The organism is Phenylobacterium sp., assembly GCF_035475775.1.
GTDB lineage: Bacteria > Pseudomonadota > Alphaproteobacteria > Caulobacterales > Caulobacteraceae > Phenylobacterium.
The window spans coordinates 1-24,890 of sequence record NZ_DATIMC010000089.1 but is presented as its reverse complement, the minus strand read 5'-3'; the positions used below and the strand labels follow the sequence as shown (position 1 = coordinate 24,890).

Here is a 24,890-nt window from a genome sequence, read left to right as displayed (position 1 = left end):
CCGCAGAATTGTGTTCGCCGGGCGAACGGCTTAAGGCTCCCGCATAGTCAACATGAGCTTCTGGCGCAAAATCGCAGGCCTCGCGGTGAAAAACCTCGACGAGGCCGAATGCCCGGACTGTCCGCCAGGGCTGCCCGGCGAGGATCCCGCGTTCTCGACCGCGGTGACCGCCCTGGGCGCCAAGCTCGCCAAAGCCGACGGCCGCGCCCAGGCCAGCGAGTACGACGCCTTCTCGGAGGTGTTCCAGCCCGAGCCCGGCTCGGAAGGCAACGTGCGGCGGCTCTACCAGCTCGCCCGGCAGACCACGCGCGGCTTCGAGAGCTATGCCCGGCGGCTCGCCAAGCGCTACCGCCACTGCCCGCAGCTTCTCGAGGACGTGCTCGACGGGCTGTTCCATATCGCCGCCGCCGACGGGGCGGTCACCGCCGAGGAGCTGCGCTATCTGGAGCGGGTCTCCGAGCTGTTCGGCTTCTCCCCGCTGGTGTTCCGCCGGCTGAAGGCGACCCATCTCGGCCGCGAGCGCGATGATCCCTACGCCGTGCTAGCGGTGCGCCACGACGCCTCCGACGCCGAGGTCCGCGCGGCCTGGCGCGCGCAGCTCTCCGAGTCCCACCCCGATCGCGCCCGGGCCCGCGGCCTGCCGGCGGAGTTCATCGAGGTCGCCGAGGCCAAGGCGGCGGCGATCAACGCCGCCTTCGACGCCATCATGCGCGAGCGCCGCGCGATGGCGCTCGCCGGCGCGGCATAATCGTCTCTGCGGCCTAATTGCGCCTCATCTTGGGTTCATCTCTTGTTGACGTAAGGAACCGTCAAGCCGACAAACTTCGTTTACTTTGTCACCCTCGGGCCAAGAGGAAACCATGGTGAAGGAATTCGCCAACGACCACGGATCGGCGCTGCGCAGCCTGGCGGCGGTCGGCGGCGCCTTGGCCGCGGCGGCGGCGGTGATCGTGGGCGCGGTCCTGGCGGTCATCTTCGCGGCCACCCTGGCGGTGATCGCGGTGATGTCGAGCGCGCTGCTGGCGCTGGCCGGCCTCGCCCTCCGGGCCCGCCGCACCGCGCGGGCCCGGCGCAGCGACGGCGTCATCGAAGCCCGGCGCCTGGGCGGCCACCACTGGGTCGCCTACGGCTGGAACGAACGCAGCTAGGCCAGGCGCCTCTCGATCGCTAAGGTCGCCGCCCACGGGGGGCGTGCATGGCCGAGGCGACGATCTCCAGTCCATCGACGGGATTGCGCATCGCGGCGCTCACGTCGGTCGCCATGCTCGCCTTTGCGGCCAATTCCCTGCTCTGCCGCCTGGCCATGGCGGGCGGCCGGATCGACCCGGCGAGCTTCACGGCCATCCGCGTGGTCTCGGGCGCGGTCGCGCTCAGCCTCATCGTGACGCTCCAGCGCCGCCGGGCGCCGTCGCTGAAGGCGGATTGGCGCTCGGTCGCGGCGCTCACGGCCTACATGGTCTGCTTCGGCTTCGCCTACCTCACGCTGAAGGCGGGGGCCGGGGCGCTGATCCTGTTCGGCGCGGTGCAGCTCACCATGTTCGCCTGGGCGCTGCGCACCGGCGAACGCCCGCAGCCGCTCGCCTGGCTGGGCCTGGCCGCGGCGCTCGGCGGCCTCGGCTACCTGGCGGCGCCGGGCCTCTCGGCTCCCGATCCCGTGGGATGCCTGCTGATGGCGCTCGCCGGCCTCGCCTGGGGCGTCTATTCGCTGGTCGGCCGCGGGGCCTCCGATCCGCTGGCGCAGACCACGGCGAACTTCATCTGCGCGGCGCCGATCGTGCTGATCGTCGCCGTCGTCTCGCTGGCCCGGCTGCACGCGAGCCCCGAGGGCGCGGGGCTGGCGGCGGCCTCCGGCGCGCTCGCCTCCGGCTGCGGCTACGCGATCTGGTACGCGGCGCTTCGCGGCCTGAGCTCGGCGCGGGCGGCCATGGTGCAGCTCTCCGTGCCGGCGATCGCCGCCCTGGGCGCCGTCGCCCTGCTGGCCGAGCCGCTGACGCCGCGGCTGGCGATCGCCTCGGCGCTGACCCTGGGCGGCGTCGGCCTGGCGCTCTGGCGGCGGACGCCGCGTCAGGCTTGAGCCCCGGTTCCTCCGGCTCTACCGTCCGGGTTCAAACAATCGTTGGAGGCACGGCATGGGCATCGGGATCGTCGCGACGCTGAAGGTGCAGGACGGCAAGAACGCGGACTTCGAGGCGGTGTTCGCCGATCTCGCCCGGCAGGTGCGCGCCAACGAGCAGGGCTGCCTGATGTACCAGCTCACCCGCAGCCAGTCGGACCCCAACACCTACAAGGTGCTCGAGCTCTACAAGGACGCCGAGGCGCTCAGCCATCACGGCCAGACCGACTACTTCCGCGCGGCCGGACCGAAGCTCGGGCCCTGCCTGGCCGGCCGCGCCGAGATCGAGCGCCTGGATACGGTGGAGTAGGCCCATGGACCTCGACTTCAGCCCGCACGACCTCGCGTTCCGCGACGAGGTCCGCGCCTTCATCGCCGAGGCGTTCGACGCCGACATGCGCGCCCACGCCGCCCAGTCGAAGAACGCCCACCTCGACAAGGCCGGCCAGGTCCGCTGGCTGAAGCGGCTCCACGCGAAGGGCTGGATCGCCCCCGACTGGCCGGTGGAATACGGCGGCACGGGCTGGAGCCTGACCGAGAAGTACATCTTCGAGATGGAGATGGCGCTCGCCGGCGCGCCCTCGACCAGCAACATGGGCCTCAAGATGTGCGCGCCGGTGATCATGGCGTTCGGCTCCGACGAGCAGAAGCGGGAGCACCTGCCGAAGATCCTGGCGACCGACGTCTGGTGGTGCCAGGGCTACTCCGAGCCGGGCGCCGGATCGGATCTCGCCTCGCTGGCCCTCAAGGCGACGCGCGACGGCGATGACTACGTGCTCTCCGGCTCGAAGATCTGGACGACCTACGCCCAGTGGGCCGACTGGATGTTCTGCCTGGTGCGCACCAGCCAGGCGGAGATCAAGCAGAAGGGCATCTCCTTCCTGCTGCTCGACATGACGACGCCGGGCATCTCGATCGTCCCGCTGCCGACGCTGGACGGCCCCCGGCCGGGCGACCAGGAGATCAACCAGGTCTTCTTCGACAACGTCCGCGTGCCGGTCGCGAACCGGATCGGCAAGGAAGGCGAGGGCTGGACCTACGCCAAGTACCTGCTGCAGTTCGAGCGCGGCAGCGCCTATGCGCCGGGGCTCGCCCACATGCTGCACCGGGTGAAGGAAATCGCCGGCATCGAGCGCAGCGGCCTGGGCGGCCGGGTGCTGGACGATCCGGTGTTCCGCCGCAAGCTGGTCGAGGCCGAGATCAAGACCGAGGCGCTGAACGCCACCGAGCTTCGGGTGTTCGCCGGCCGCTCCAGCGGCGAGGCGATGGGCGCGGTCTCCTCCATGCTGAAGCTGGAGGGCAGCCAGATGCAGCAGGTGATGACCGAGCTCGCCCTGGAGGCCGCCGGCGTCTACGCCGCCCCCTTCGTGCAGGACACCTGGGCCGAGATCGAAGGACGCACCAACGCGCCGCGCGCCGGCCCGGACTGGGCGGCGCCCGTCGCGCCCATGTACTTCAACTACCGCAAGACCTCGATCTACGCCGGCTCCAACGAGATCCAGCACAACATCATGGCCAAGATGGTCTTGGGGCTGTGAGGGCCGCAACCCTTCTCCCCCTTGCGGGAGAAGGAGATCATTTCCCGAGCTGGCCGCGGATCGCGCCGGCCTTGAAGGCCGTGGAGTGGACGTTGACGTAGTAGTTGCCGGGATTGTCGGCGATGTCCTTGACCACGGCGGCGTCGGCGCTGGCGCAGCCCTGGCTGTGGCCGTTGGCGTCGGGCGGGGTGAGCGGCACGGCGACAGGACCCGCCGCATCGGGGCCGCCCTTGTGGATGTGGGCCATGATCGGCTGCGCGAGGTTCTGGGTGGTCAGCTCGTAGCAGACCTGGTTCTTGTCGGTGTCGACGGTCAGATGGGCCATGCCGGTGGCCTTGGCGTCGCCGGCGGTCGGCTTCTCCTTGGCGCCGGACATGTTTGCCATCAGATGGGTCGTGGCCGCCTGCGCCGCGCCGGCCAGCGCCAAGCTCGAGACCGCCGCAAGCACGGCGGCGAATTGCATCGTCATGTGATCCTCCCCTGGTTTCCCGACCCGGGCGCAGATCAGAGGGTCTGGCGCAGGCGCCGTCAACCTCAGTTGCGCGTCGGGATCACCACGGGCAGGTGTTCGTAGCCGTGCACGAAGGAGGAATAGACCCGCTTGGGCGGGCCCACGACCTCGATCCGCGGAAAGCGCTTGAGGATTTCCTCCCAGATGATCTTCAGCTGCAGCTCGGCCAGCCGGTTGCCGACGCAGCGGTGGATGCCGAACCCGAAGGAGAGGTGCTGGCGCACCCGCGGCCGCTCGATCCAGTAGTCGTTCGGCCGGTCGATCACCGTCTCGTCGCGGTTGCCCGAGACGTACCACATGGCGATCTTCTCGCCCTGTTTGATGGTCTTGCCGCCGATCTCGAAGTCCTCGAGCGCGGTGCGGCGCATGTAGGCGAGCGGCGTCTGCCAGCGGATGGTCTCGGAGACCATCGAGGGGATGATGTCCGGGTTGGCGCGCAGGATCCGCTCCTGGTCGGGGTTCTGGGAGAGCGCGTAGATCGAGCCGGAGATCGTGTTGCGGGTGGTGTCGTTGCCGCCGACGATCAGCAGGATCAGGTTCCCCAGGTACTCCATGCGGTCCATGTCCTTGGTGGACTCGCCGTGCGCCAGCATGGAGATCAGGTCGGGCCGGGGCGGCGCGTTGACCCGCTCGTTCCAGAGATTCATGAAGTAGTCGACGCACTCGAAGAGCTCGACGCGCCGCTTCTGCTCGGCCTCCTCGGGATCGGTGGTGCCGAAGATGCCGCTCTCCGGCGCGGCGGTGGCCACGTCCGACCAGCGGGTGAGCTTGCGCCGGTCCTCCCACGGGAAGTCGAACAGCGTCGCCAGCGTCATGGTGGTGAGCTCAATGGAGACCTTGTCGACCCAGTCGATCTCCTCGCCGATCGGCAGGTCGTCGAGGATCTTGGCCGCGCGCTCGCGGATCACCGGCTCCATGAGCGCCAGGTTGGGCGGCGCCACGATGGGCGAGACCGTCTTGCGCTGCTGGTCGTGCTTGGGCGGGTCCATGGCGATGAACATCGGCAGCGTGAAGTCTTCCGCCGGGTCGGGCAGCACGATGGTCGGGATCGAGGAGAACACCTGGTGGTTGGTGTCGATGGCCATGATGTCGTTGTAGCGGGTGACGGACCAGTAGCCGCCGACGTCCTCTTCCTCCGACTTGGCCCAATGGACGGGGTCCTCCTTGCGCAGCCGCTCGAAATAGGGGTGCCAGGTGTCGTCCCTGAACATCTGCGGGTCGACCGGATTGATGTCCTCGAGCGGCATCGAATAGGCGGCTTCGCGCGCGGCGCGCTTCACGTCGATCGAAGCGTCGTCCATGGGGTGTCCTCCTGCAGAGCCGGCATCATCGCCGATCGCCGGCCCGCGAACAAGATGACGCGGGCGTCAGGTTTCCTGCTGACACCAGGCTGGCGGCAAGCCACCGCTAGGATCGAGCCATGACGGAGCTTGCCGGCCGATGCGCCTGCGGGGCGGTCACCTACCGGATGGCCTCGCCGCCGATGATCACCCACTGCTGCCATTGCCTGGACTGCCAGCGGCAGACCGGCTCGGCCTTCGTGCTGAACGCCCTGATCGAGGCGGACCGCGTGCAGGTCGAGGGCGAGGTGACGGTTTCGCGCATGCCCACCGACTCGGGCCAGCCGCACGACATCATCCGCTGCGCACAATGCGGCACGGCGCTGTGGTCGGAGTACGGCGCCGGCCCGGCGGTGCGCTTCATGCGGGTGGGCACGCTGGACGATCCCACCGCCCTCCCGCCCGACGTGCACATCTACACGCGCTCCAAGCAGCCGTGGGTCCGGCTGCCCGAGGGCGCGAAGGTGTTTGCGGCCTACTACAGCTCCGCCGAGGTCTGGCCCGCGGAGAGCCTCGCCCGCCGCAAGGCGGTGCTGGGCTAGCCGGATGCTCCCCTGAGGGCAGGGCGATCGCACATCGAGCTGGACCCAGGAGCGCCGCGCACCGGAGCTGGGTCCCGGCTCTGCAGCCCGCGAGGCGGGCTTGCGGCCGGGATAACGGACTAAGCGAGCGCCATATGCGGTAGCCCCCCTGAGGGGAGGAACATGGGTCAGGCGTTGAAGTTGAGCTTCAGGCCCGGGCGCGGCCAGCGGCACTTGTAGAGCTTGCCGGTGGAGGAGGCGGTGATCCAGGCGTCGCGCAGGTCGGCGCCCCCGAAGCAGATGTTGGTGCACACCAGGTCCGGGAACGGATAGTGCTCGATCGCGCCGTCCGGGTCGAAGGCGGTGATCCCGCCGTTGATGATGGTGGCCACGCAGACCTTGCCGCCGGCCTCCACCGCCAGGCTGTCGAGCAGCTGGTAGCCCGCCAGGTTGTGCACGACGCGGCCCGGCGCGAAGCCTGGCCCCGCCGCCAGCGCGCCGGGGCTCTCCACGTCGAACGCCCACAATCGCCCGAGGTTGGTGTCGGCCACGTAGACCACCGTCTCGTCGGGCGAGAGGCCGATGCCGTTCGGCGAGATGATGTGATCGCGCTGTCGGGAAATGGAGCCGCCGTCCGGCCGGGCGTAATAGACCGCCCCGAATTTCCGCCCCTCCGGCGTCGAGCAGCCATGGTCGGTGAACCAGATGTTGCCGGCCTTGTCGAACACCAGGTCGTTCGGCCCGATCAGGCGCCTGCCCTCGCAGCTGTCATAGACGGTCTCCACCTTGCCCGAGGCGATGTCGACCCGCTGGATCGAGCCGCCCGTGTGGCTCGCGGGCGTCGGACCCGGGATGGTCAGGCCGTTGACGTCCAGCCACTCGAAGGAGCCGCCGTTGTTGGTGACATAGATCGCCCCGTCCGGCCCGATCGCCGCCCCGTTCGGCCCGCCGCCGGTCTCGGCCACCACCTCCTTCGAGCCGTCCGGCTTCACCCGCGTCAGCCGCCGGCCCTTGATCTCGGTCAGGATCACGGAGCCGTCGGCCATGGCGATCGGGCCCTCGGGGAATTCCAGGCCCTCGGTGACGAGCTCGATATCCACAGGCGTCTCCCTTGCTGATCCTTGAGCGGCGGCGACTATAGCCACGCCGCCCGCGGGGAAGGGAAGGGCTCAGCGCCGGTCGAGCACGCGGAAGGTGAAGGCGTACTGGTCGGCCTCCGAAGCCGGGTGATGCTCGCGCCGCACCTCGCGCCAGCGGCTCTCGTCGATCGGCGGCAGGGTCACGTCGCCGTCGGGCTCGCCTTCGACCTCGGTGAGGTAGAGGCGCTGCGCCCTGCCGAGCGCCAGCTCGAAGAGCGAGGCGCCGCCGATCACGCACACCTCGCCCGCGCCGTCCTCGGCGGCCTGCTCGCGGCCGATCTGCACCGCCTCGGCGAAGTCGTCGCAGACCACGGCGCCCTTCGCCTCGTAGCCGCGCCCGCGGCTGAGCACGATGTTGGTGCGGCCCTTCAAGGCGCCTCCGGGCAGGCTCTCGAAGGTCTTGCGTCCCATGATCACGGGCTTGCCCATGGTCACCTCGCGGAAGATCGCCAGGTCGGACTTCAGTCGCCAGGGCAGATGGCCGCCCTTGCCGATCACGCCGTTGCGGGCGCGGGCGACCGGTCCGGCGGCGAGGGTGACCGAGGGCATGGCGTCGTCTTAGCAATTCCGGCGGCCGATGGAACGCCCGGGGGTTAGAACGGCTTGGGCGGGCGCGACGGCAGCAAGGGAGACGAGGCATGATCCGCAAGGCCAACGCCATCTGGACGGGTTCGGGGCGCGACGGGACGGGCCGGTTGACGACCGCCTCGGGCGTGCTGTCAGACAGCCCCTACGGCTACAGGACCCGCTTCGAAAACGAGCCGGGCACGAACCCGGAGGAGCTCATCGCCGCCGCGCACGCGGGCTGCTTCGCCATGGCGCTGGCGTTCGCGATGCAAGGCGCCGGCGTGACGCCGCAGGAGCTGCGCGTCGAAGCCGCGGTGGACATCGAACAGGAGGGCCAGGGCTTCCGGATCACCCGCTCGGCGCTGACGCTGCGCGCCCGCGTCGCGGGCCTGGACGAGGGCAAGTTCAGCGAGCTCGCCAACGGCGCGAAACAGAACTGTCCGGTCTCCAAGGTGCTGAACGCCGAGATCAGCCTGGATGCGAAGCTGGAGGGCTGAGGCGGCGCGCTAGACCGCGATCGGAGCCGCGATGCTCGGATGGGCGCGGTAGCCTTCGAGCTGGAAGTCGTCGAACTCGAAGCTGAAGAGATCCGTCTTCGGCGCGAGCTTCATCTGCGCAAAGGGCAGGGGCTCACGCGAGAGCTGCAGGCGGGCCTGCTCGACGTGGTTCAGGTAGAGGTGGGCGTCGCCCAGCGTATGGACGAACTCGCCGGGCTGATAGCCCGTCACCTTGGCCATCATCAGGGTGAGCAGCGCGTAGCTGGCGATATTGAACGGCACGCCCAGGAAGACGTCGGCCGAGCGCTGGTAGAGCTGGCAGGAGAGCCGCCCCTCGGCCACGTAGAACTGGAACAGGCAGTGGCACGGCGGCAGGGCCATGTCGTCGACCTCGGCTGGGTTCCAGGCCGAGACGATGTGGCGGCGCGAGTTGGGATTGGTCTTCAGGGCCTCGACCACGCCGGTGATCTGGTCGATCACCCGGCCGTCCGGCGCGGCCCAGGAGCGCCACTGCTTGCCGTAGACCGGCCCGAGCTCGCCGGCCGGATCGGCCCACTCGTCCCAGATCGAGACCCCGCGCTCCTGCAGCCAGCGCACGTTGGTGTCGCCGCGCAGGAACCACAGCAGCTCCAGGATGATCGACTTGCGATGCAGCTTCTTGGTGGTCAGCAGCGGGAAGCCGTGGGCCAGGTCGAAGCGCATCTGGCGGCCGAACACGCCCAGGGTGCCGACGCCGGTGCGGTCGCCGCGCTCGACGCCGTTCGCCAGGATGTCGGCCAGCAGCTCCAGGTACTGCCGCTCCGGATGCTCCGGGGCGGCCTGGTAGCGATCGGCGATGGAGACCTGGACGGGCATCGGAGGGAGAGGGTGCCTGATTCGCGATGCGCGCTGGATTAAAGCTGAGTCGCAATCCACAACTCAAAAGACCCGTGATCCCGGTCGGACGCCCGCGCAGGCGGGCGGGAGAGCCGGAACCCAGTGCGAGGGCTCACCCCCCGAATCCGCCCTCGTCGAGGAAGGCCTGCTCCTCGGGCGTGGTGGCGCGGCCGAGGCAGGCGTTGCGGTGCGGGAAGCGGCCGAAGCGGGCGATGATGTCGCGGTGGATCTTGGCCCACTTGGCGATGTCGGGATCGGCGAGCTCATCGGCCAGCCGGCGCGCCTGGTCCTGGTCGGCCATGGCCTCGGAATGCTCGAACGGCAGCACGAAGAACTGCCGCAGCTCCGGGGCGACCTCCCTGTGGAAGCCGGCGGCCACGGCGGCGCGGGCGAAGCTGCGCGCCTTGAGGTCGGTGGCGAAGGCGTGGCCCGAGCCGCGGTAGAGGTTGCGCGGGAACTGGTCGAGCAGGATCAGGAGGGCGAGCGCGCCCTCGGCCGTGTCGGCCCAGCCGTCGTGCTCGCCGCGGGCCGCGGCATGGTGGACGGCTTCGAACTTCAGGCGGATCGATCCGTCGAAGCGGTCGGACTTGGCGAACCACCTGGCGGGGCCGGCCTCGCGCCAGAAGTGCAGGACGTCGTTGGGCGTGGCGGGCACGAGCTTGGGCGTCTCCGAAACGATGCGGCACAGTTGGGGCCGGCCAAGGCGGCGTTCAAGCACGGTTCAGATAGGGCCGCGCAAGCTTGTCGCAGAGGGTCGACCAGAAGGGTCGCGACGAACCGATGAAGACGAAGACCACAGCCGCGCTTGCGGCGCTGATCCTGGTGGCGGGCGGCGGCGCCGCGCTCGCCCAGGAGGGGGGTCCGCGCGGCGACCATCCACAGGATGGGCGCGGCGAAGGCCGCCCGGGTTGGCGCCAGCATTCCGCCGAAGCCCGCCAGCCGGCGCCCGCGCCGGCCGCCTCCATGGCGCCGCCCGCGCCTGCGCCCGCCCATGCCGCCCCGCCACGCATGGGGCCCGGCGAGGGCCGCGCGTTTGCGCCCGGACGGGGCGACCACGCCTGGCCGGGCCGCAGCTTCGCGCCCGGCGAGCGGGCGGCCGAGGTCGCTCCGCAGGGCCCCCCGCCCGATCACCGGCAATGGAGCCGCGACCGCGCCGGTCCCGGCCCGCAGTGGCGAGGGCGACCCCAACAGCGCGCCCCGCAGGTGGTCGGACCCGACGCCGACCGCTGGCGCGGCGGGCCGCGGCCCGGCGCGCAGGTGATCCCGAACCGGCCCGAGGGCGAGCGCTTCCGCGACGTGCGCCCCGACCAGCGCTTCGGCGCGGGCGACCGCCAGCGCTTCGTGCAGCAGCACGACCGCACCGGCTGGGACCACGACCGGCCGCATTGGGACCAGCACCGCTATCCGCACATGTTCCGCAGCCATCACCGGTTCCACCGGGGCCGGTTCTTCTGGCCGCGCGGCTTCGGGTTCCGCGAGTTCGCCTTCGGCGAGATCCTGCCGCCGATCTTCTGGACCAGCCCCGACTACCTGATCGAGGACTGGTGGGACTACGATCTGCCCTATCCGCCGCCCGGCTACGAGTGGGTGCGCGCGGGCGACGACGCCCTGCTGGTCGACGAATACGACGGCCGCATCGTCCAGGTGATCCGCGAGATCTTCTGGTGAGCGCTCAGATGTAGCCCATCGCCCGCAGCGCCTCGATGGAGCTGCGGGCGTCCTTGTGGTGGACGAAGACTCCGCCCTCGGCCTCCCAGAGATGGCGGTAGCGGTCGCGGTCATCGACCAGGACGTCGCCGGGATGGCGGTGCTCGTGCTTGACCGCGGCCATGGTGGTGATCACCGGCACGCCTGGGAAGTGGCGCTCGGCCCAGCGGCGCTTCTGCGGCTCGGCCCAGGTCCCGCGCGGCATGCCGGTGAGGATCACCGGGTCCTTGTGCTTGACCGCGTCGTAGAGCTCGTAGGCGTCCGGCATCGGCGGCAGGCGCTCGAAGAACCCCTCGGCGCGCGCCAGCCTGCGCCAGAACTCGCGCGCCCCGTGCCGCGTCTCGAAGACCTGCGGCGGCAGGCCGAGCACGGCCTCGGCGCCGGCGTCGAAGTCCGCCAGGACGCCATCGCAATCGAGGAAGATCTGCCGGCGCATGGCATGCGCTAACGCCTCGCCCATCGCCGGGGTCCGGGGCCTAGTCGCGGCAGGCGGCGCAAAGTCCGCGCGCTTCCAAGGTGATGCTCTGGACCGCATAGCCCGCGGCGTCGGCGGCCGCGAGTTCGGCGCTGAAGTCCGGCTCGAATTCCTCCGCGGCTCCGCAGCAATCGCAGATCAGGAACGCCGCCCGATGGTCCGGACCGTCGAGCCGGCAGGGGACATAGGCGTTCAGGCTCTCGATCCGGTGGGTGAAGCCGAGACGCTCCAGGAAGCCGAGCGCGCGGTAGACGGTGGGCGGCTTGGCGGGCTCGCCAGCCTCGCCGTAGGCGGCGATCAGGTCATAGGCCTTCAGCGGCTGGTCGGCCTCGAGCAGCAGCTCCAGAACGCGGCGGCGCGGCGGGGTGAGGCGCTCGTGCGTGCGCGCGCAGCGGGTTTCGGCCGCGGCCATGGCGCGCCGCAGCGCCAGGCCTTTCAGCCCGGGATGATCCTGATCCCCATGGTGACAGTCAGACACGGCCAGCCTCCGCGGCGAGCTAACCGCGAATGTGCTTTCACGGCAACAGCCGGCCGTGCGGCTCAGGCCTCTTCCGCCTCGTTGGAGGCGCGTCCGCTCGACTCACCGTCGAGGGGGCGCGGGGTGCGGCGGCGGCGCGGCTTCCGCGCCTGGCCGGCGTCCTCCTCGCCATCGCGGCGGGCGGGGGCCTGCAGGAAGGCCGGCGCATGGCTCTCCCCGCCCTCCGCGTCGCGCAGCACCGGAGAGCCGCGCTCCTCGCCCAGTGGGGCGGCGGCCCGCGGCTCGACCACGGCCAGCGGATCGCGCGCCTCGCCGCGCTCGGGCTCGCGGTCGCGACGCTCGAAGCGGTCGCGCCGCTCGTCGCGAGGCCGCTCGTCGCGCGGGCGTTCGTCGCGCGGCCGCTCCTCCCGCGGACGCTCGTCGCGGGGGCGGTCGTCCCGCTCCCCGCGCCAGCGGTCGCGGCGATCCCGGTCGCGGCCATCGCGGGACCGGTCGTCCCGAGGCCGCTCGTCGCGAGGCCGCTCGTCGCGCGGCCGCTCGTCACGGGGCCGCTCGTCGCGAGGGCGCTCATCGCGCTCGCGCCAGCGCTCGCCGCCGCCGCCGCGGGCGTCGGCGGTCTCGGGCTCGCCCTCGGCGGCCTCATCGGCGGCTTCGGCCTGGGCCTGGGCGCCCTCGTCCTCGAAGTCGATGTCGAAGCCGGAGGCGAACTGGTCGCGGCCCAGGATCTCGCTGGCCGAACGCTGCGGCTGGATGGCGCGCAGCAGGCGGAAGTAATGCTCGGCGTGCTGCAGGTAGTTCTCGGCCAGCACCCGGTCGCCGCCGGCGTTCGCGTCGCGCGCCAGCTGCTGGTACTTCTCGAACACGTGCTGGGCGTTGCCGCGGACCTTGATGCCCTCGGGCCCGTTGGAATCGAAGGCGCGATTGGCGTTCTGCTGCTGCGGCTTGCCGCCTCCACCGCCGCGGTTACGTCCCCGCTGACGCTTCATACCCTTGAAATCTCTCATTATTCTTTGACCGTTTTGTTGGCTGCTCCCCAGGCGGCCTCGTCGAGAGGTCGGCTGGTCCTTCAGCGGGATCGGGCGGCGGCCCTGTCAATGGTGAAGACGCTATGTTCCCCGTCTTCCGCCCGGAAGCTGTTCAGCGAGAGGCTTTGTTAGAAGCGTCGCGCCTGCCGGGCGGTCGCGTCCGACGGGACGCTCGGGCCGCAAGCCGGCTTTGGGTGGAGACGTCCCTTAAGTAGCGAGTCAGGTCTTCGTTTCCAAGGGCTTTTTGGCGCCTGTGACGACACGGTCGCGATCGCCGAGGTCGCGGAGCGTGGTCACCTCCGCCGCGCCGGCCGCCCGGAACAGCGCTTCCACCGGCGTCTTCTGGTCGTAGCCGATCTCCACCGCGAACCGGCCGCCGGGCTTCAGAACGCGCAGGATCTCGGGCGCCAGGGTGCGGTAGGCGGCGAGCCCGTCGGGGCCGCCGTCCAGCGCCAGGCGCGGTTCGTAGCGGGCGACCTCAGGCTCCAGCGTCTCGATCAGGTCGGAGGCGATGTAGGGTGGATTGGAGACCACCAGGTCGAAGCTCGCCTCGGCCAGGCCCTCGGTCCAGTCGCCGCGCAGCAGGGCGAGGCGTCCCGCCAGCCCCAGCGAGGCGGCGTTGTCGCGCGCCACCGCCAGCGCTTCCTCGGAGGCGTCCACCCCCAGGCCGGTGGCGGCCGGGCGCTCGGCGAGGATCGCCAGGAGGATCGCGCCCGAGCCCACGCCGAGGTCGAGGATCGACGCCGGCGCGTGGGGCGCGACCGCCTTCAGGGCGGCGTCCACCACGGTCTCGGTGTCGGGCCGCGGCGTCAGCACATGGCCGTTGACGTTCAGCATGATCTTCCAGAAGCCCTTGCGGCCCAGGATGTGGGCGACGGGCTCGCGGTGCTCGCGGCGCGCGAGATAGGCGTTCAGCCGGTCTTCCTGCTCGGCGCTGAGCTGACGATAGGGATCGGTCACGATCTCCGCTCGCGTCGCATCGCAGGCGGCCTCGACCAGCAGGCGCGCGTCGATCACCGGGCCTGCGAGCCCCGCCCGCTCGAGGCGCTCCCTGGCGGCCTGCCAGGCGGAGAGCAGGGTCAGCGTCATGACAGGGCGGCGGGCTCCTCCTGCGGCGCGGTGCAGGCGTCGCCCAGGCTAGCCCGGCCGGGCCGGGTCACCCGCACATAGACCCCGCAATGCATGTCGCCGAAGGCCTCGAACAGCGCCTTGGGAATGTCCTGGTCGCGCTCGGCGGTCGCCGGATTCACCTCGGTGGCGGCGCAGCGGACGATGGGCTTGAACACCTCGGCCTCGGCCCAGCCGAGCATCAGCTTCCTGCCCGTCCAGCCGTGCTCGGCCCAGGCCGGCCAGCCGTCCACATAGAGGTTGGCGCGGAAGCGCAAGGGATCGAGCTCCGCCCCCATGCGCCGCGAGAGATCGGCGATGCTCGCCAGGTTGATCACCGAGACCTGGCCCAGGGGATGATCGGTGAAGCGCCAGGACTCCGGCGACGCGATGACCTTCAGCGGCCCCGGCGCGTCCTCCCCGAGGATTCCGGCCAGCCAATGGGCGAACGCGGCGCGGCCCGCCGGCGCGGTCAGCTGGCCGAAGAACGGCGGGGCCCCCGGCGCGCTCGCCTCCAGATCGCCGGACGCCCCGTGATAGCGGGTGCGCACCGCCGCCACCTTGGGCAGGGAGGCCAGCACCGTGAACTTCTGCTTCGGCACGAACGCCGGCGCCCGTTCGTCGAAGCCGGAGGGGCCGTTCTCCACCGCGTAGATGCGGTCGAACGGGAAGCCCTGGCCGGGGGCCAGCTCGACGCTCGTCAGAGGTTCGGGCGTGAAGCCCTTCACCGGATGCCGGAAGATGCCCGCCAGGAGACCGCTCATGGCGCTGGCCTAGCCGGAACAGCCCGCGCGGCACAAGCGCCGGGCGGCCTCAGCTCTTGGGTTTCAGGTCCGGCCGGCCGGCGAGGAATGCGGCGCGCTCGGCGGCGCTCAGCACTCGGCCCGCCTTCTGCCGCGACACCCTGGGGGTCGGCGGCGCATAGGTCTCGGTCGGGCGGGCGGGCTCCTTGGACGGCGGCTTCATCGGTTCTCCTGGGTCGCCCTCGCGCGCTGGCCTTCATCGCAGATGCGCGCCTGGCGCGCGCGCAAAATCGCGGGCGCGGCTGCGCCAGGCGCTCGGAGCGGTCAGGCCAGTTCCTCTTCCAGGGCGGCGAGGCGGGCGGCCTGGTCCTCGGCGATCAGGGGATCGATGACGTCGTCCAGCGCCTCGCCCTCCAGCACCTTGGGCAGGTTGTAGACGGTCAGGTTGATGCGGTGGTCCGTCACCCGGCCCTGCGGGAAGTTGTAGGTGCGGATGCGCTCGGAGCGGTCGCCGGAGCCCACCTGGGCCTTGCGGTTCTCGGCGCGGGCGCTGTCGAGCTGCTCGCGCTGCTGCTCGTAGAGCCTGGCCTGCAGCACCTTCATCGCCCGCGCCCGGTTCTGGTGCTGCGACTTCTCCGAGGAGGTCACCACGATGCCGCTCGGCAGGTGGGTGATGCGCACGGCCGAATCGGTCTTGTTGACGTGCTGCCCGCCGGCGCCGGAGGAGCGGTAGGTGTCGATGCGCAGGTCCTGGTCGCGGATCTCGATGTCGACGTCCTGCGGCTCCGGCAGCACCGCGACGGTCGCCGCGGAGGTGTGGATGCGGCCTTGCGCCTCGGTCTCGGGCACGCGCTGCACGCGGTGGACGCCGCTCTCGAACTTCAGCCGGCCGAACACGCCCTCGCCGGTGATCGAGGCGATGATCTCCTTGTAGCCGCCCATCTCGCCCTCGGAGGCGCTTTCGATCTCCACCCGCCAGCCGTGCGCCTGGGCGTAGCGCTGGTACATGCGGAACAGGTCGCCGGCGAACAGCGCCGCCTCGTCGCCGCCGGTGCCGGCGCGGACCTCCAGGATCGCCGAGGCGTTCTCGTCGCGGTCCTTGGGCGCGAGCAGCAGGGCCACCTGCCGCTCCAGCTCGGGCAGCCGCTCGTTCAGCTCGATCAGCTCGCCTCGCGCCAGCTCGGCCATCTCCGCGTCGCCGGAGCCCGCCATCTCCTCGAGCTCCGGCAGCTCGGCGCGGGCGCGCTCCAGGCCCTGCACCGCCTCGGCCACCGGCCTGAGCTCCGCATGCTCCTTGGCCAGCCGGACGATCTCGCCGCCCTCGGTGGCGGCGGCCATCCGCGCCTCCACCTCGCGGAAGCGGTCGAGCACCTGGTCGAGCCGGGCCTGGGGAAGTCGCAACGTCTGGACGCCTTGCCGAAAGGGGAGCTTGTCTAGCCTTCCCGGGGCGGCTTGCAAACCGGCGCGGGGGGAGGCGATGCGGCCATGTACCACGAGGGCAATCGCGAGCTGCAGGACGCCTTCGGCAGCCGCGCGCTGGCCGACCGGCTGGCGGAGAAGCTGAGGCGCGACCGCTTCAACGACGACGACGCGGCCTTCGTCGGGGGCCTCGGGTTCTTCTTCCTGGCCACCGCCGATGCGCAGGGCCGGCCCGACTGCTCGTTCAAGGGCGGCCCGCCGGGGTTCGTCCGCGTCGCCCGGCCGGACCTGCTGGTGTTCCCGGACTACGACGGCAACGGCATGTTCAAGAGCCTCGGCAACATCGCGGTCAATCCGCATGTCGGCCTCTTGTTCATCGCCATGGGCGAGGCGCCGCGACGGCTGCGGGTCAACGGCCGGGCCGAGGTCGTGCGCGACGATCCGCTGATCGCGCAGATCCCCGGCGCCCAGCTGCTGGTCAAGGTGACCCCGGTCGACATCTTCCCCAACTGCCCGCGCTACGTCCCGAACCTCGAGCTCAAGGCGGCCTCGCCCTACCTGCCGCAGGCCGCACTCCCGCCGCTCGAGCCGAAATGGAAGAGCTTCGAGATGTTCGCCGACGTGGTCCCGCCGCGCCGCCGCTGAAGCGCCGCTGTCGGAACGCCTCCAGCGCCCAGCGGGTTACGGCGCAGGTGACACGATGGAGATTCACAAATGGCGACTGAACGAGTGACGGAGCACCCGGACGGCTCGACCGATCGCGTGGTCGAGCGCGACAGCGGCACGACCTACGTCGACCGCGGCGGCTCCGGCGTCGGCGGCGTGATCATCGGCATCGCGGTCCTCGCCCTGGTGGCGATCGTGGCCTTCTTCCTGCTGACCGCGAACCGCAACGACACGCTGCGCACGAGCGCGGTGACCGGCGCGGCCTCCAGCGTGGGCCATGCCGCCGACAGCGTCGGCTCCGCGGCCAACAACGCCGCCGGCAGCGTCAATCCGAGCAAGTGACCGCAGCGGCCGTCCCGGCCTCGAGCCGGGATCCAGCCCACGGAAAAGGCCCGCTCCGTCGCCGGCGCGGGCCTTGGCCGTTGCGGAGGCGGCGGCTAGACGCGAACGCCGCTCAGCGGCGCGTTGCCGAACATGCCGAGCTTGACGTTGCCGTTCATGTTGTCGCCCGCGACCGTGGCCGTGAACTCCAAGGTCATCGGCATCGGCTGCGTGATGTCGGCGTTCCAGGTGAGGGTGTCGCCATTCACCTTGCCGCTGACCTCTTGCTTGCCCATCTGCCCTTCGGTGGTGCCGGTGAAGGTGTCGCCGTTGGTCTTGATGTTGGCGTTCACCGTCTGCGCGCCCATCGGCGTGTTGATCGTGATCTTCCAGTTGCCGTCAGCGGACATGGGTCCCTCCGGTTATGAGGGCGTCACCTAACCGTGGTTGACGGACCCGCGCAAGAGTGACGCAGGCGTCAGGTTTAGTTCCTCCCCCAGGCGCGCAGCGCCGTTGAGGGGGAGGTGCTCCGAAGGAGCGGAGGGGGTTTCATCCGCGGCCCGGCTGTGGGTTCTGGGCGGAAGCCCCCTCAGTCGCTCCGCGACAGCTCCCCCTCAGGGGGAGCAACTATTCCGCCGCCAGCGCGGCGGGCTTGGCCGCCTCGATCTCGCGGGCCCTGGCTTCGACCAGCTCGACGATGTGGTCGACCATAGCCGCGTTGTCCATCTTGTGGTCGGGCTTGCCGGCCAGGTAGACCATGCCCGCGCCCTTGCCGCCGCCGGTGAAGCCCAGGTCGGTCATCAGCGCCTCGCCCGGCCCGTTCACCACGCAGCCGATGATCGACAGGCTCATCGGCGTGGCGATGTGCGCCAGCCGCTCTTCCAGGGTGGCGACGGTCTCGATCACGTTGAAGCCCTGGCGGGCGCAGGAGGGGCAGGCGATGATGTTGACCCCGCGGTGCCTGAGGCCGAGCGCCTTCAGCATGTCGAAGCCGACCTTGATCTCCTCGACCGGGTCGGCCGCCAGCGAGACCCGGATGGTGTCGCCGATCCCGGCCCACAGCAGCGAGCCCATGCCGATCGAGGACTTCACCGTGCCCGTGCGGGTCGCCCCGGCCTCGGTGACGCCCAGGTGCAGCGGGCAGTCGATGGCCTCGGCCAGCAGCTGGTAGGCGGCGACGGTCATGAACACGTCGGAGGCCTTCACGCTGATCTTGAACTCGTGGAAGTCGTGGTCCTGCAGGATGCGGGCGTGCGAAAGCGCGCTCTCCACCATGGCTTCCGGGCAGGGCTCGCCATAGCGCTCCAGCAGCTCGCGCTCGAGCGAGCCGGCGTTGACGCCGATGCGCATCGAGCAGCCGTGGTCGCGGGCGGCCTGGATCACCTCGCGCACCCGCTCGGGCGAGCCGATGTTGCCGGGGTTGATCCGCAGGCAGGCGGCGCCCGCCTGCGCCGCCTCGATGGCGCGCTTGTAGTGGAAATGGATGTCGGCCACGAGCGGGACCTTGGCGGCCTTGGCGATCGCCCTGAACGCCGCCGTCGAGTCCGCATCCGGGCAGGAGACCCGCACGATGTCGGCGCCCGCCTCCTCGAGCCGGCGGATCTGGTCGATGGTCGCGGCCGCATCGGCGGTCAGCGTGTTGGTCATCGACTGCACGGTGATCGGGGCGTCGCCGCCCACCTCGACCTCGCCGACGCGGATCTTGCGCGACGGGCGGCGCTGGATCGCGCGCCAGGGGCGATAGTGGGCGGCATCGGTGGTGCGGACGGGGGCGGTCATGGCGGCGCGAAAATAGGCGCTTTTCCGGCTGGCCCCAAGTGCGGCGCTAGGTCGGCGGCAATTCGGTCGGCGCGCTCGCGCGGGGCTTCGGGACGGACGGCTTGGGTTGGGTGACCTTCGGCGAGGCGGCGGCTCTCACCGGCTTGGGCGCGGCGACCGCCGGCCTCGCCGCGCCGGCCGGCGCCGCCCGGGCGGTCTTGGCCGGGCTCGCGGCGATCCCGAGCAGCTTGGCGACCGGGGTGAGCGGAGCGGGCAGCACGCCCTTGGACTGGCCGCCCACGAACACCTGGAACGCCCCGGGCTCGGAGACGTCGACGCTCAGCCCGCCGAGCTGCGGCACGCGGTAGGCCTCGCCGGGCGTGAGCTGGCGGGCGAAATAGACCGAGCCGTCGGCGCCGTGGATCACCAGCAGCGCCGGCCTCAGCGCCTGCAGGATGGCGGCGGCCGGCTGGCCCTTCGGCGCGCCGAACAGCGCGCCCTGCGGCGTGAAGGCGGCGGGCAGGTTGGGGTCGGCCGAGGCGGTCGCGGATCCGGCCGCCGCGGCCGCCGCGGCGGCGGGATCGAGCGGCGTGCCGTCCGCCTTCTTCGCCTTCTCGATGCCCGGCGTGAGGTAAGGCGGCGGCGTGGTCGACTCCACGGGCGCCGGCAGCGGCGCGCCCAGCGTCACCGGGCCGGCCTTGACCTCGGCCAGGGCCTTCTCGGCCACGGTCGCCGAGGCGGTCGGCGTCGGCGGCGCCGTCTCGCTCATGATCCGCTGGACCACGTTCCAGGCGATGATCGCGGCGACGAGCACGCAGGCGCCGGCCACGAAGATCCCCACCCTGGGATCGCGCTCGTCGCCCATGCCGAGCGGCGCGGCGAGCGGCTCGTCGAGTACCGGCTCCTCGGCCTTGAACCGCTCCGCCGCCACGTCCGGGTCGAGGCCGAGCGTCTGGGCGTAGGCGCGGATGTAGCCGATCACGAACGGGCGCGAGGGCAGGGTCTCCAGGCGCATCTGCTCGAGGGCCGCCAGGAAGCTCGCCCGCACGCGCGTGCGTTCGGCGAGGTCCTCGATCGACAGCCCGAGGTGCTCGCGGATCAGGCGCAGCGCCTCGCCGATATCGGCGCCCGAATGCAGGTCGGGCGCGCGCGCCGCCGCCGTCACGCCGACGGCCGGCTCGGCCGCCTGCAGCGGAAGATCGGAGAGGCCGCCGGTGTCGAGCGCCATGGCTGTCAGCACCCCGATGCGCACGCCGCGCCGAGACCGTCGCGGCGGACCAAAGCCCCGGGACTCGCGCGTGTTCGTGGATGGACCCTCGCGTAACATGCGCCCCGGTGACGCTCAATGCGGTCTTCGGTCACGTGATTCGGCCCAAACCTCAGATCGCCAAGTAGATTTTGCGCGCCAGTGTTTCGATTTCGTTGCGTACCGAACCGGCGCTGCTCTTCAGCAACGCCGAGACCCCCCGTCGGGCTGCCTCGCGGTCGCACGACAGCACCATGCGCTTGACCGGGCCCACGCCGGCCGGCGGCATGGAGAGCGCCTCGAAGCCCAGCGAGACGAGCGCGAAGGCCTCCAGCGGCCGGCCCGCCATCTCGCCGCAGACGCTGACCGGGGTGCCGGTCTCGGCGCAGGCCCGCTGGATCTGCTCCAGCGCGCGCAAGGCGGGCGGCGACAGGGGATCGTAACGATCGGAGACCCGCGCGTTGCCGCGGTCGGCGGCGAACAGGTACTGCATCAGGTCGTTGGTCCCGACCGAGACGAAGTCCGTCATCGGCAGCAGGGCGTCGAGGTGCCAGATGACCGACGGGGCCTCGATCATCGCGCCCACGTCGAGCCGCGACGGCGGCAGGCGGCCGCGGCGCTGGGCCCAGGCCACTTCGGTGTCCACCAGGGCGCGGCCGGCGCGGAATTCGTCGACGCTGGCGACCAGCGGGAACATCACCCGCAGCGGCCGGCCGCGCGCGGCGGTGATCAGGGCGCGCAGCTGCAGCCTGAGCAGCGCCGGCCGGTCCAGCCCCATGCGGATGGCGCGCCAGCCGAGCGCCGGGTTGTCCTCCCGCTCGGCCTCCAGATAGGGCAGCACCTTGTCGCCGCCGAGGTCGAGGGTGCGGAAGGTGACCGGCAGGTCGCCCGCGGCGTCCATCACCCGCCCGTAGAGCTGGGCCTGGGCCTCCAGCCGCGGCATCTCCTCGGCGACCATGAACTGGAACTCGGTGCGGAACAGGCCGATGCCCTCCGCGCCCGTCTCGCCCAGGATGTCGAGGTCGACGTCGAGGCCGGCGTTCATCAGGATGGCGACCTTGCCGCCGTCGCGGGTGAAGGCCGGGGTGTCGCGCAGCTTGGCGAATTCGGCGCGGCGCTGGCGGCGGACGTCGATGCGCGCCTGGATCGCCTTCACCACGTCGGTCCGCGGCCGCAGGTAGGCCTCGCCGGTCTCGGCGTCGACGATCACCATGTCGCCTTCCGAGACCCGGTCCCTGAGGCCCGGCAGCCGGCCCACGCAGGGGATGTCCAGGGAGCGGGCGATGATCGCGGCGTGGCTCGCGGCCGAGCCTTCCTCCAGCAGGAGGCCGCGCAGCTTCTTGCGGTCGTATTCCAGCAGGTCCGCCGGCCCCAGGTTGCGGGCGATCAGGATCGCGTTCTCCGGCAGCGTGCGGGCGATGTGGCCGTCGCCGGACAGGTGGCGCAGCAGCCGGTCGTTGAGGTCCTCCAGGTCGTGCAGCCGCTCGCGCAGATAGGGATCGCGGGCCTGCCCGAGCCGCGCCCGGTGCTCGGAGCGCACCCGCTCGACGGCCGCCTCGGCGGTCAGGCCGTTGCGCACCGCGTCCTCCAGGCTGCGGTTCCAGCCGCGGTCGTGGGCGAACATGCGGTAGGTCTCGAGCACCTCGAAGGGCGCCTCCACCAGCCCGGCCTGGCCCTCCAGCATCTGGTCGATCTGCGCCTGCAGGCCCTGGACGCCGGCCTTCAGCCGCGCCTCCTCGGCGACCACGTCGTCGGCCAGGAGCTGCGAGGGGGCGACCGGCGGCTCGTGCAGCACGGCCACGCCGTAGGCCAGCCCCTCCGAGAACCGCAGCCCTTTCAGCCGCTCCGGCCGGTGCGGCGCGATCTCCACGCCCTTGAGCTCGTCCTGGCTGATCAGCTCGCCGGAAGCGACCATCTCGGCCAGCACCATGGCGACGATCTGCAGGTCCTCGACCTCGTCGTCGGTGTAGACGCGCTCGGTGCGGTTCTGCACCACCAGCACGCCGATGGCCCGGCCGCCGCGCAGCAGCGGCACCCCCATGAAGGCGTGGTAGGGGTCCTCGCCGGTCTCCGGGCGGTAGGAGAAGGCCGGGTGCTCCGGCGCATCGGCCAGGTTCAGCGGCCGGCCGGCGCGCATGATCTCGCCCACCAGGCCCTCGCCGGGCTCCATGCGGGTCACGTGCACCGCCTTGGGGTCGAGGCCCTCCGAGGCGAACAGCTCCATCTCGCCGCCGGCGCGGCGCATGTAGAGCGAGCAGACCTCGGCCACCATCGAACGGGCGATGATGCGCACGACGGCGTTCAGCCGCGCCTGCGCCGGCCCGCCGGAGGCGAGCGCCTCGCGGATCTGCTTGAGCAGGCTCCGCTGGCCTCGGATCGCAACCCCCGGAACCGCCATCTGCCCTAGGCCCTCGAGCCTCCCTCTCAACCCCGGCGCGCTCGTAGCAGCATTACGTGTCGCTACGGAGACGGAAAGAGCCCGCTTGCGGCGATTGGCGCATCTGCCGCCCGATCGGGCGCCCCCGCTTAGGTAGGCGCTTCCGCGCCCCGCAGAAGGCGCAGCTTGGGGTTTCTGCGGCGCTAGATGTGATGGGAAGCTTCGGTGAAAGGAACCGCGGAAAACGCGGAAGGCGCGGAAGGAGTGAGCGCGAAGCGCTCGATTTCGACGCGCGGACTTGCGCCGAGGTTCACGAACAAGCCCACCTCCAGTCCGGTCGCGCGCAAATACGAAGGACAATACGAGAACTTTTATCCGCGCCTTTCCGCGTTTTCCGCGGTTGTCTTCAACTTTTGAACTGAGCTCGGCTCCGTTCGTCGGCGATGGTGCGCGCGAGGGCCTCGTCCGGCGCCGTGATCTCGGCGTAGCCCAGCTCGGCGCGGATGCGGCGGGTGTCCATCGCCAGCGGATAGCTGAGGTCGAGGCCGTCCAGCGCGCCGCGCAGCGGCTGGGGGACGTCCTGGCGCGCCACGCGCCGCAGCTCGCCCCGCCAGCCGATGAGCCGCGCCAGGCGCCCGGCCCAGGCGGCGTGGTCCGGCGTGTCCGAAGGCCCGGCGTTGAAGATTCGTCCGGCCGCGGCCGGATGCACCGCGGCGAGCGCCGGGGCGTGGGCGACGTCGTCCACGTAGCCGTAGGTCGAGCGCCAGGCGGCCCACTGCGCGTCCACCTCGATCGCGGGCCGCCCGGCCAGCATCGGGCCGATCGCCCAGCCGAAGCGCCGGTTGCGGTCGCCCGGCCCGAACACCATCGGCAGCCGCACGACGGCGGCCTCGAGGCCCGGCTGCGCCAGGGCGGCGCGCTCGATGGGGATCTTGTCGTAGTCGTCCATCCAGGCCTGCGGATCGTCGGGCGCGCGCGGCCGCTCGCCGCGATAGGGGTGGGGGTTGGTCCTCAGCGGCGCGTCCTCGGTGAGCCGCGCCAGCGGCGGCCCGGCGCCGGGCTTCCGACGCCAGCCGTCGGCCTGCCGGTAGACGTCGCCCGAGCTCGCCAGCACATAACGGCCGACGTTTCCCGCCAGCGCCTGCAGCAGGGGCTCGGTCGCGGCCGCCGTGTAGGCGATGAGGTCGATCACCGCCTCGATCCTCTGTTCGCCCGCCAGCCGGGCGATGGCGCCTGGGTCGCCTCGATCGCCGCGCAACGATCCCGAGCCTTCGATGGGATGGCGGGAAACCGCCAGCGCCTCATGGCCGAGCGCGGCGAGCCGCCGGAGCACCGCCGGCCCGATGAACCCCGTCGCCCCCAGCACCATCACCCGCATGCCGCCCTCTCCGCGAAGATGGCGGCGAAGCTACCCCGCAGAAGCGGTGAGCGCGTCTCCGACGCGGCCGCGCCGAATGCCGGAAAGGCTCATCACCCGACCAGCCAGCCGGTTGGCGCCGAGGATGGAACCAAGGAGACCTCGTCGAACACCGGCGCGCCGACGTTGTCCGGGTCGACGATGCGCAGAGTGAGCGTGTCCACGCCCGGCTGCCCGATCACGGTCGCCTCATAGGTCAGCTCCTCCGAAATGATCAATGGATCGAGGATGTGGGAGGCGACGATCGTGACGTCCACGGGCGAGCCGTCCCAGATGACCTGCGGCGTCGGGTGCGGGACGAGCGATGAAAAGACGCTGATCGCCCCGAAACGCAATGTGTAGGCCTCGCCCGTGCGGGCGTTGACGTCCTGCGATATCTGACCCTCATACGAACCCCCGGGCAGCGGTTGCAGCCCCAGCCCGAGAAAGGGGTCGGGTCCCGAGCTGACGCTGAATTCTTGACCTGCGGGCGCATACCAGCCCGGGACCTGGCCGTTGACCAATGGCTGATCAAACTCCCCGTTGACGATGAGGTTTTGGTCCGAGGTGCTGGTCTCGCCGAGGTGGAGGCCCTTGTTTCCGTCCAGGGTGCGGTCGAGCACTTGGCCAAGGTGCAGGCCGTTGTTGTCGGGATTTGTGCGGTCCGCTGTCTGCCCCAGGTGAAGGCCAGCGTCCGATGCAGATTTCGTTTGCGGCACAGGCGTACCTCCCAGAATTCACGAACCCGGGACCACCGAAGCCGAGCCGCCGAAACGCGAGGTCGCGGCGGGATCATCGACGAGATCGGCGCTTTGCTGGATGCACCGCCGCAAACTGGCGTAAAGTTCATCGGCTCACCTTGGCTCCGGCGGAACCTCCTTCCCAATCGCCGGACGCCCGCCCCGCCGGCGCCACCCTCTCCTGACGTCTCCGTCGCGCTCTGCGCCCGGGAGAGGCCCGCTGCGCGCAAGCTTGAGCGCAAGCCGGTTCCGGCCCATCGTGCGCTGCGGGGCAATATCGGGGGACAGCGATGCGCAGGTGGGGCTTCTTCGCGCTCGGGCTGGTGCTGA

General features: G+C 71.1%; 29 protein-coding genes. 10 read left to right on the top strand and 19 right to left on the bottom strand.

Annotated features, from left to right (window positions below; all coding sequences use genetic code 11):
* Nucleotides 1–52 precede the first annotated feature (52 nt).
* The 5 genes from VLI41_RS11080 (at nt 53) to VLI41_RS11060 (ending at nt 3,651) form a co-directional block, all read left to right on the top strand.
* On the top strand, nt 53–748 hold the full coding sequence (locus tag VLI41_RS11080) for a molecular chaperone DjiA (RefSeq protein WP_325268134.1): 696 nt from the start codon (nt 53–55) through the stop codon (nt 746–748).
* 112 nt (nt 749–860) lie between these two features.
* A complete protein-coding gene (locus VLI41_RS11075; protein WP_325268133.1) occupies nt 861–1,148 on the top strand; it encodes a hypothetical protein in 288 nt (95 codons plus the stop codon).
* A 47-nt stretch (nt 1,149–1,195) separates the two neighbouring features.
* The gene (locus VLI41_RS11070; protein WP_325268132.1) at nt 1,196–2,074 is read left to right on the top strand and encodes a DMT family transporter; all 879 of its coding nucleotides are present in this window, start codon (nt 1,196–1,198) and stop codon (nt 2,072–2,074) included.
* 55 nt (nt 2,075–2,129) lie between these two features.
* Nucleotides 2,130–2,423, top strand: a complete 294-nt coding sequence (locus VLI41_RS11065) for a putative quinol monooxygenase (protein WP_325268131.1) — start codon at nt 2,130–2,132, stop codon at nt 2,421–2,423.
* A 4-nt stretch (nt 2,424–2,427) separates the two neighbouring features.
* Nucleotides 2,428–3,651: an acyl-CoA dehydrogenase family protein gene (locus tag VLI41_RS11060; protein ID WP_325268130.1), complete on the top strand. Its 1,224-nt coding sequence runs from the start codon at nt 2,428–2,430 to the stop codon at nt 3,649–3,651.
* 37 nt (nt 3,652–3,688) lie between these two features.
* Here the strand turns inward: VLI41_RS11060 and VLI41_RS11055 are convergent, their stop codons facing one another.
* Both VLI41_RS11055 and VLI41_RS11050 read right to left on the bottom strand, forming a co-directional pair.
* Entirely contained in the window at nt 3,689–4,120 is a 432-nt protein-coding gene (locus VLI41_RS11055; protein WP_325268129.1) for a CHRD domain-containing protein, read from the bottom strand.
* Between the two features lie 65 nt (nt 4,121–4,185).
* Nucleotides 4,186–5,463 (bottom strand): cytochrome P450, encoded by a 1,278-nt coding sequence (locus VLI41_RS11050; RefSeq protein ID WP_325268128.1) that lies wholly within the window; start codon nt 5,461–5,463, stop codon nt 4,186–4,188.
* A 119-nt stretch (nt 5,464–5,582) separates the two neighbouring features.
* Between VLI41_RS11050 and VLI41_RS11045 the strand changes: the two genes are divergently transcribed.
* Entirely contained in the window at nt 5,583–6,044 is a 462-nt protein-coding gene (locus tag VLI41_RS11045) for a GFA family protein (protein WP_325268127.1), read from the top strand.
* 167 nt (nt 6,045–6,211) lie between these two features.
* On the opposite strand, the gene VLI41_RS11040 is transcribed toward VLI41_RS11045, so the two are convergent.
* Nucleotides 6,212–7,123 carry an SMP-30/gluconolactonase/LRE family protein gene (locus tag VLI41_RS11040; protein ID WP_325268126.1) on the bottom strand — a complete coding sequence of 304 codons (912 nt, stop codon included), beginning with the start codon at nt 7,121–7,123 and terminating at the stop codon, nt 6,212–6,214.
* A 69-nt stretch (nt 7,124–7,192) separates the two neighbouring features.
* A complete protein-coding gene (locus VLI41_RS11035; RefSeq protein WP_325268125.1) occupies nt 7,193–7,711 on the bottom strand; it encodes a dihydrofolate reductase in 519 nt (172 codons plus the stop codon).
* Between the two features lie 89 nt (nt 7,712–7,800).
* Between VLI41_RS11035 and VLI41_RS11030 the strand changes: the two genes are divergently transcribed.
* Complete coding sequence (locus tag VLI41_RS11030) at nt 7,801–8,226, top strand: OsmC family protein (RefSeq protein WP_325268124.1); 426 nt, start codon at nt 7,801–7,803, stop codon at nt 8,224–8,226.
* Between the two features lie 9 nt (nt 8,227–8,235).
* Here VLI41_RS11030 and VLI41_RS11025 read toward each other — a convergent pair whose 3' ends face one another.
* The gene (locus VLI41_RS11025) at nt 8,236–9,081 is read right to left on the bottom strand and encodes a thymidylate synthase (protein WP_325268123.1); all 846 of its coding nucleotides are present in this window, start codon (nt 9,079–9,081) and stop codon (nt 8,236–8,238) included.
* A 133-nt stretch (nt 9,082–9,214) separates the two neighbouring features.
* The gene (locus VLI41_RS11020; protein ID WP_325268122.1) at nt 9,215–9,757 is read right to left on the bottom strand and encodes a DUF924 family protein; all 543 of its coding nucleotides are present in this window, start codon (nt 9,755–9,757) and stop codon (nt 9,215–9,217) included.
* Between the two features lie 125 nt (nt 9,758–9,882).
* Here VLI41_RS11020 and VLI41_RS11015 point away from each other — a divergent pair, with 125 nt between their 5' ends.
* Complete coding sequence (locus VLI41_RS11015; protein WP_325268121.1) at nt 9,883–10,770, top strand: RcnB family protein; 888 nt, start codon at nt 9,883–9,885, stop codon at nt 10,768–10,770.
* 4 nt (nt 10,771–10,774) lie between these two features.
* On the opposite strand, the gene VLI41_RS11010 is transcribed toward VLI41_RS11015, so the two are convergent.
* The 7 genes from VLI41_RS11010 to prfA all read right to left on the bottom strand — a co-directional run bounded on the left by VLI41_RS11010 (nt 10,775) and on the right by prfA (nt 16,038).
* Entirely contained in the window at nt 10,775–11,245 is a 471-nt protein-coding gene (locus tag VLI41_RS11010) for a 5' nucleotidase, NT5C type (RefSeq protein WP_325268120.1), read from the bottom strand.
* 40 nt (nt 11,246–11,285) lie between these two features.
* Nucleotides 11,286–11,762, bottom strand: a complete 477-nt coding sequence (locus VLI41_RS11005; RefSeq protein WP_414692547.1) for a Fur family transcriptional regulator — start codon at nt 11,760–11,762, stop codon at nt 11,286–11,288.
* A gap of 62 nt (nt 11,763–11,824) precedes the next feature.
* A complete protein-coding gene (locus VLI41_RS11000) occupies nt 11,825–12,748 on the bottom strand; it encodes a DUF4167 domain-containing protein (RefSeq protein ID WP_414692546.1) in 924 nt (307 codons plus the stop codon).
* A 258-nt stretch (nt 12,749–13,006) separates the two neighbouring features.
* Entirely contained in the window at nt 13,007–13,876 is an 870-nt protein-coding gene (gene prmC / locus VLI41_RS10995) for a peptide chain release factor N(5)-glutamine methyltransferase (RefSeq protein WP_325268118.1), read from the bottom strand.
* Nucleotides 13,873–14,658, bottom strand: coding sequence for an MOSC domain-containing protein (locus tag VLI41_RS10990; protein WP_325268117.1), 786 nt, complete (start codon nt 14,656–14,658; stop codon nt 13,873–13,875). The genes prmC and VLI41_RS10990 overlap by 4 nt, the downstream gene beginning before the upstream one ends.
* Nucleotides 14,659–14,707: 49 nt before the next feature.
* On the bottom strand, nt 14,708–14,860 hold the full coding sequence (locus VLI41_RS10985) for a hypothetical protein (RefSeq protein ID WP_325268116.1): 153 nt from the start codon (nt 14,858–14,860) through the stop codon (nt 14,708–14,710).
* A gap of 101 nt (nt 14,861–14,961) precedes the next feature.
* Nucleotides 14,962–16,038, bottom strand: coding sequence for a peptide chain release factor 1 (gene prfA, locus VLI41_RS10980; protein ID WP_325268115.1), 1,077 nt, complete (start codon nt 16,036–16,038; stop codon nt 14,962–14,964).
* A gap of 84 nt (nt 16,039–16,122) precedes the next feature.
* Here prfA and VLI41_RS10975 point away from each other — a divergent pair, with 84 nt between their 5' ends.
* Nucleotides 16,123–16,701, top strand: coding sequence for a pyridoxamine 5'-phosphate oxidase family protein (locus tag VLI41_RS10975; RefSeq protein ID WP_325268114.1), 579 nt, complete (start codon nt 16,123–16,125; stop codon nt 16,699–16,701).
* A gap of 69 nt (nt 16,702–16,770) precedes the next feature.
* Entirely contained in the window at nt 16,771–17,064 is a 294-nt protein-coding gene (locus VLI41_RS10970; RefSeq protein WP_325268113.1) for a hypothetical protein, read from the top strand.
* Between the two features lie 95 nt (nt 17,065–17,159).
* Here the strand turns inward: VLI41_RS10970 and VLI41_RS10965 are convergent, their stop codons facing one another.
* From VLI41_RS10965 to VLI41_RS10940, 6 genes are all read right to left on the bottom strand, one after another.
* Nucleotides 17,160–17,453: a hypothetical protein gene (locus VLI41_RS10965; RefSeq protein ID WP_325268112.1), complete on the bottom strand. Its 294-nt coding sequence runs from the start codon at nt 17,451–17,453 to the stop codon at nt 17,160–17,162.
* Between the two features lie 217 nt (nt 17,454–17,670).
* A complete protein-coding gene (gene ispG, locus VLI41_RS10960; RefSeq protein ID WP_325268111.1) occupies nt 17,671–18,822 on the bottom strand; it encodes a flavodoxin-dependent (E)-4-hydroxy-3-methylbut-2-enyl-diphosphate synthase in 1,152 nt (383 codons plus the stop codon).
* A 46-nt stretch (nt 18,823–18,868) separates the two neighbouring features.
* Entirely contained in the window at nt 18,869–20,029 is a 1,161-nt protein-coding gene (locus VLI41_RS10955) for a helix-turn-helix domain-containing protein (RefSeq protein ID WP_325268110.1), read from the bottom strand.
* A gap of 151 nt (nt 20,030–20,180) precedes the next feature.
* Nucleotides 20,181–22,445: a phosphoenolpyruvate--protein phosphotransferase gene (gene ptsP / locus VLI41_RS10950; protein ID WP_325268109.1), complete on the bottom strand. Its 2,265-nt coding sequence runs from the start codon at nt 22,443–22,445 to the stop codon at nt 20,181–20,183.
* A 385-nt stretch (nt 22,446–22,830) separates the two neighbouring features.
* The gene (locus tag VLI41_RS10945) at nt 22,831–23,802 is read right to left on the bottom strand and encodes an NAD-dependent epimerase/dehydratase family protein (RefSeq protein WP_325268108.1); all 972 of its coding nucleotides are present in this window, start codon (nt 23,800–23,802) and stop codon (nt 22,831–22,833) included.
* A gap of 92 nt (nt 23,803–23,894) precedes the next feature.
* Nucleotides 23,895–24,539 (bottom strand): hypothetical protein, encoded by a 645-nt coding sequence (locus VLI41_RS10940; protein ID WP_325268107.1) that lies wholly within the window; start codon nt 24,537–24,539, stop codon nt 23,895–23,897.
* Between the last annotated feature and the right edge of the window lie 351 nt (nt 24,540–24,890).

Excerpts from the sequence above, each read along its gene's own strand:
- VLI41_RS11080 (WP_325268134.1), top strand. The coding sequence starts at position 53 with ATGAGCTTCTGGCGCAAAATCGCAGGCCTCGCGGTGAAAAACCTCGAC.
- VLI41_RS11075 (WP_325268133.1), top strand. The coding sequence starts at position 861 with ATGGTGAAGGAATTCGCCAACGACCACGGATCGGCGCTGCGCAGCCTG.
- VLI41_RS11070 (WP_325268132.1), top strand. The coding sequence starts at position 1,196 with ATGGCCGAGGCGACGATCTCCAGTCCATCGACGGGATTGCGCATCGCG.
- VLI41_RS11065 (WP_325268131.1), top strand. The coding sequence starts at position 2,130 with ATGGGCATCGGGATCGTCGCGACGCTGAAGGTGCAGGACGGCAAGAAC.
- VLI41_RS11060 (WP_325268130.1), top strand. The coding sequence starts at position 2,428 with ATGGACCTCGACTTCAGCCCGCACGACCTCGCGTTCCGCGACGAGGTC.
- VLI41_RS11055 (WP_325268129.1), bottom strand. The coding sequence starts at position 4,120 with ATGACGATGCAATTCGCCGCCGTGCTTGCGGCGGTCTCGAGCTTGGCG.
- VLI41_RS11050 (WP_325268128.1), bottom strand. The coding sequence starts at position 5,463 with ATGGACGACGCTTCGATCGACGTGAAGCGCGCCGCGCGCGAAGCCGCC.
- VLI41_RS11045 (WP_325268127.1), top strand. The coding sequence starts at position 5,583 with ATGACGGAGCTTGCCGGCCGATGCGCCTGCGGGGCGGTCACCTACCGG.
- VLI41_RS11035 (WP_325268125.1), bottom strand. The coding sequence starts at position 7,711 with ATGCCCTCGGTCACCCTCGCCGCCGGACCGGTCGCCCGCGCCCGCAAC.
- VLI41_RS11030 (WP_325268124.1), top strand. The coding sequence starts at position 7,801 with ATGATCCGCAAGGCCAACGCCATCTGGACGGGTTCGGGGCGCGACGGG.
- VLI41_RS11025 (WP_325268123.1), bottom strand. The coding sequence starts at position 9,081 with ATGCCCGTCCAGGTCTCCATCGCCGATCGCTACCAGGCCGCCCCGGAG.
- VLI41_RS11015 (WP_325268121.1), top strand. The coding sequence starts at position 9,883 with ATGAAGACGAAGACCACAGCCGCGCTTGCGGCGCTGATCCTGGTGGCG.
- VLI41_RS11010 (WP_325268120.1), bottom strand. The coding sequence starts at position 11,245 with ATGCGCCGGCAGATCTTCCTCGATTGCGATGGCGTCCTGGCGGACTTC.
- VLI41_RS11000 (WP_414692546.1), bottom strand. The coding sequence starts at position 12,748 with ATGAAGCGTCAGCGGGGACGTAACCGCGGCGGTGGAGGCGGCAAGCCG.
- prmC (WP_325268118.1), bottom strand. The coding sequence starts at position 13,876 with ATGACGCTGACCCTGCTCTCCGCCTGGCAGGCCGCCAGGGAGCGCCTC.
- VLI41_RS10990 (WP_325268117.1), bottom strand. The coding sequence starts at position 14,658 with ATGAGCGGTCTCCTGGCGGGCATCTTCCGGCATCCGGTGAAGGGCTTC.
- VLI41_RS10985 (WP_325268116.1), bottom strand. The coding sequence starts at position 14,860 with ATGAAGCCGCCGTCCAAGGAGCCCGCCCGCCCGACCGAGACCTATGCG.
- VLI41_RS10975 (WP_325268114.1), top strand. The coding sequence starts at position 16,123 with ATGTACCACGAGGGCAATCGCGAGCTGCAGGACGCCTTCGGCAGCCGC.
- VLI41_RS10970 (WP_325268113.1), top strand. The coding sequence starts at position 16,771 with ATGGCGACTGAACGAGTGACGGAGCACCCGGACGGCTCGACCGATCGC.
- VLI41_RS10965 (WP_325268112.1), bottom strand. The coding sequence starts at position 17,453 with ATGTCCGCTGACGGCAACTGGAAGATCACGATCAACACGCCGATGGGC.
- ispG (WP_325268111.1), bottom strand. The coding sequence starts at position 18,822 with ATGACCGCCCCCGTCCGCACCACCGATGCCGCCCACTATCGCCCCTGG.
- VLI41_RS10955 (WP_325268110.1), bottom strand. The coding sequence starts at position 20,029 with ATGGCGCTCGACACCGGCGGCCTCTCCGATCTTCCGCTGCAGGCGGCC.
- ptsP (WP_325268109.1), bottom strand. The coding sequence starts at position 22,445 with ATGGCGGTTCCGGGGGTTGCGATCCGAGGCCAGCGGAGCCTGCTCAAG.
- VLI41_RS10945 (WP_325268108.1), bottom strand. The coding sequence starts at position 23,802 with ATGCGGGTGATGGTGCTGGGGGCGACGGGGTTCATCGGGCCGGCGGTG.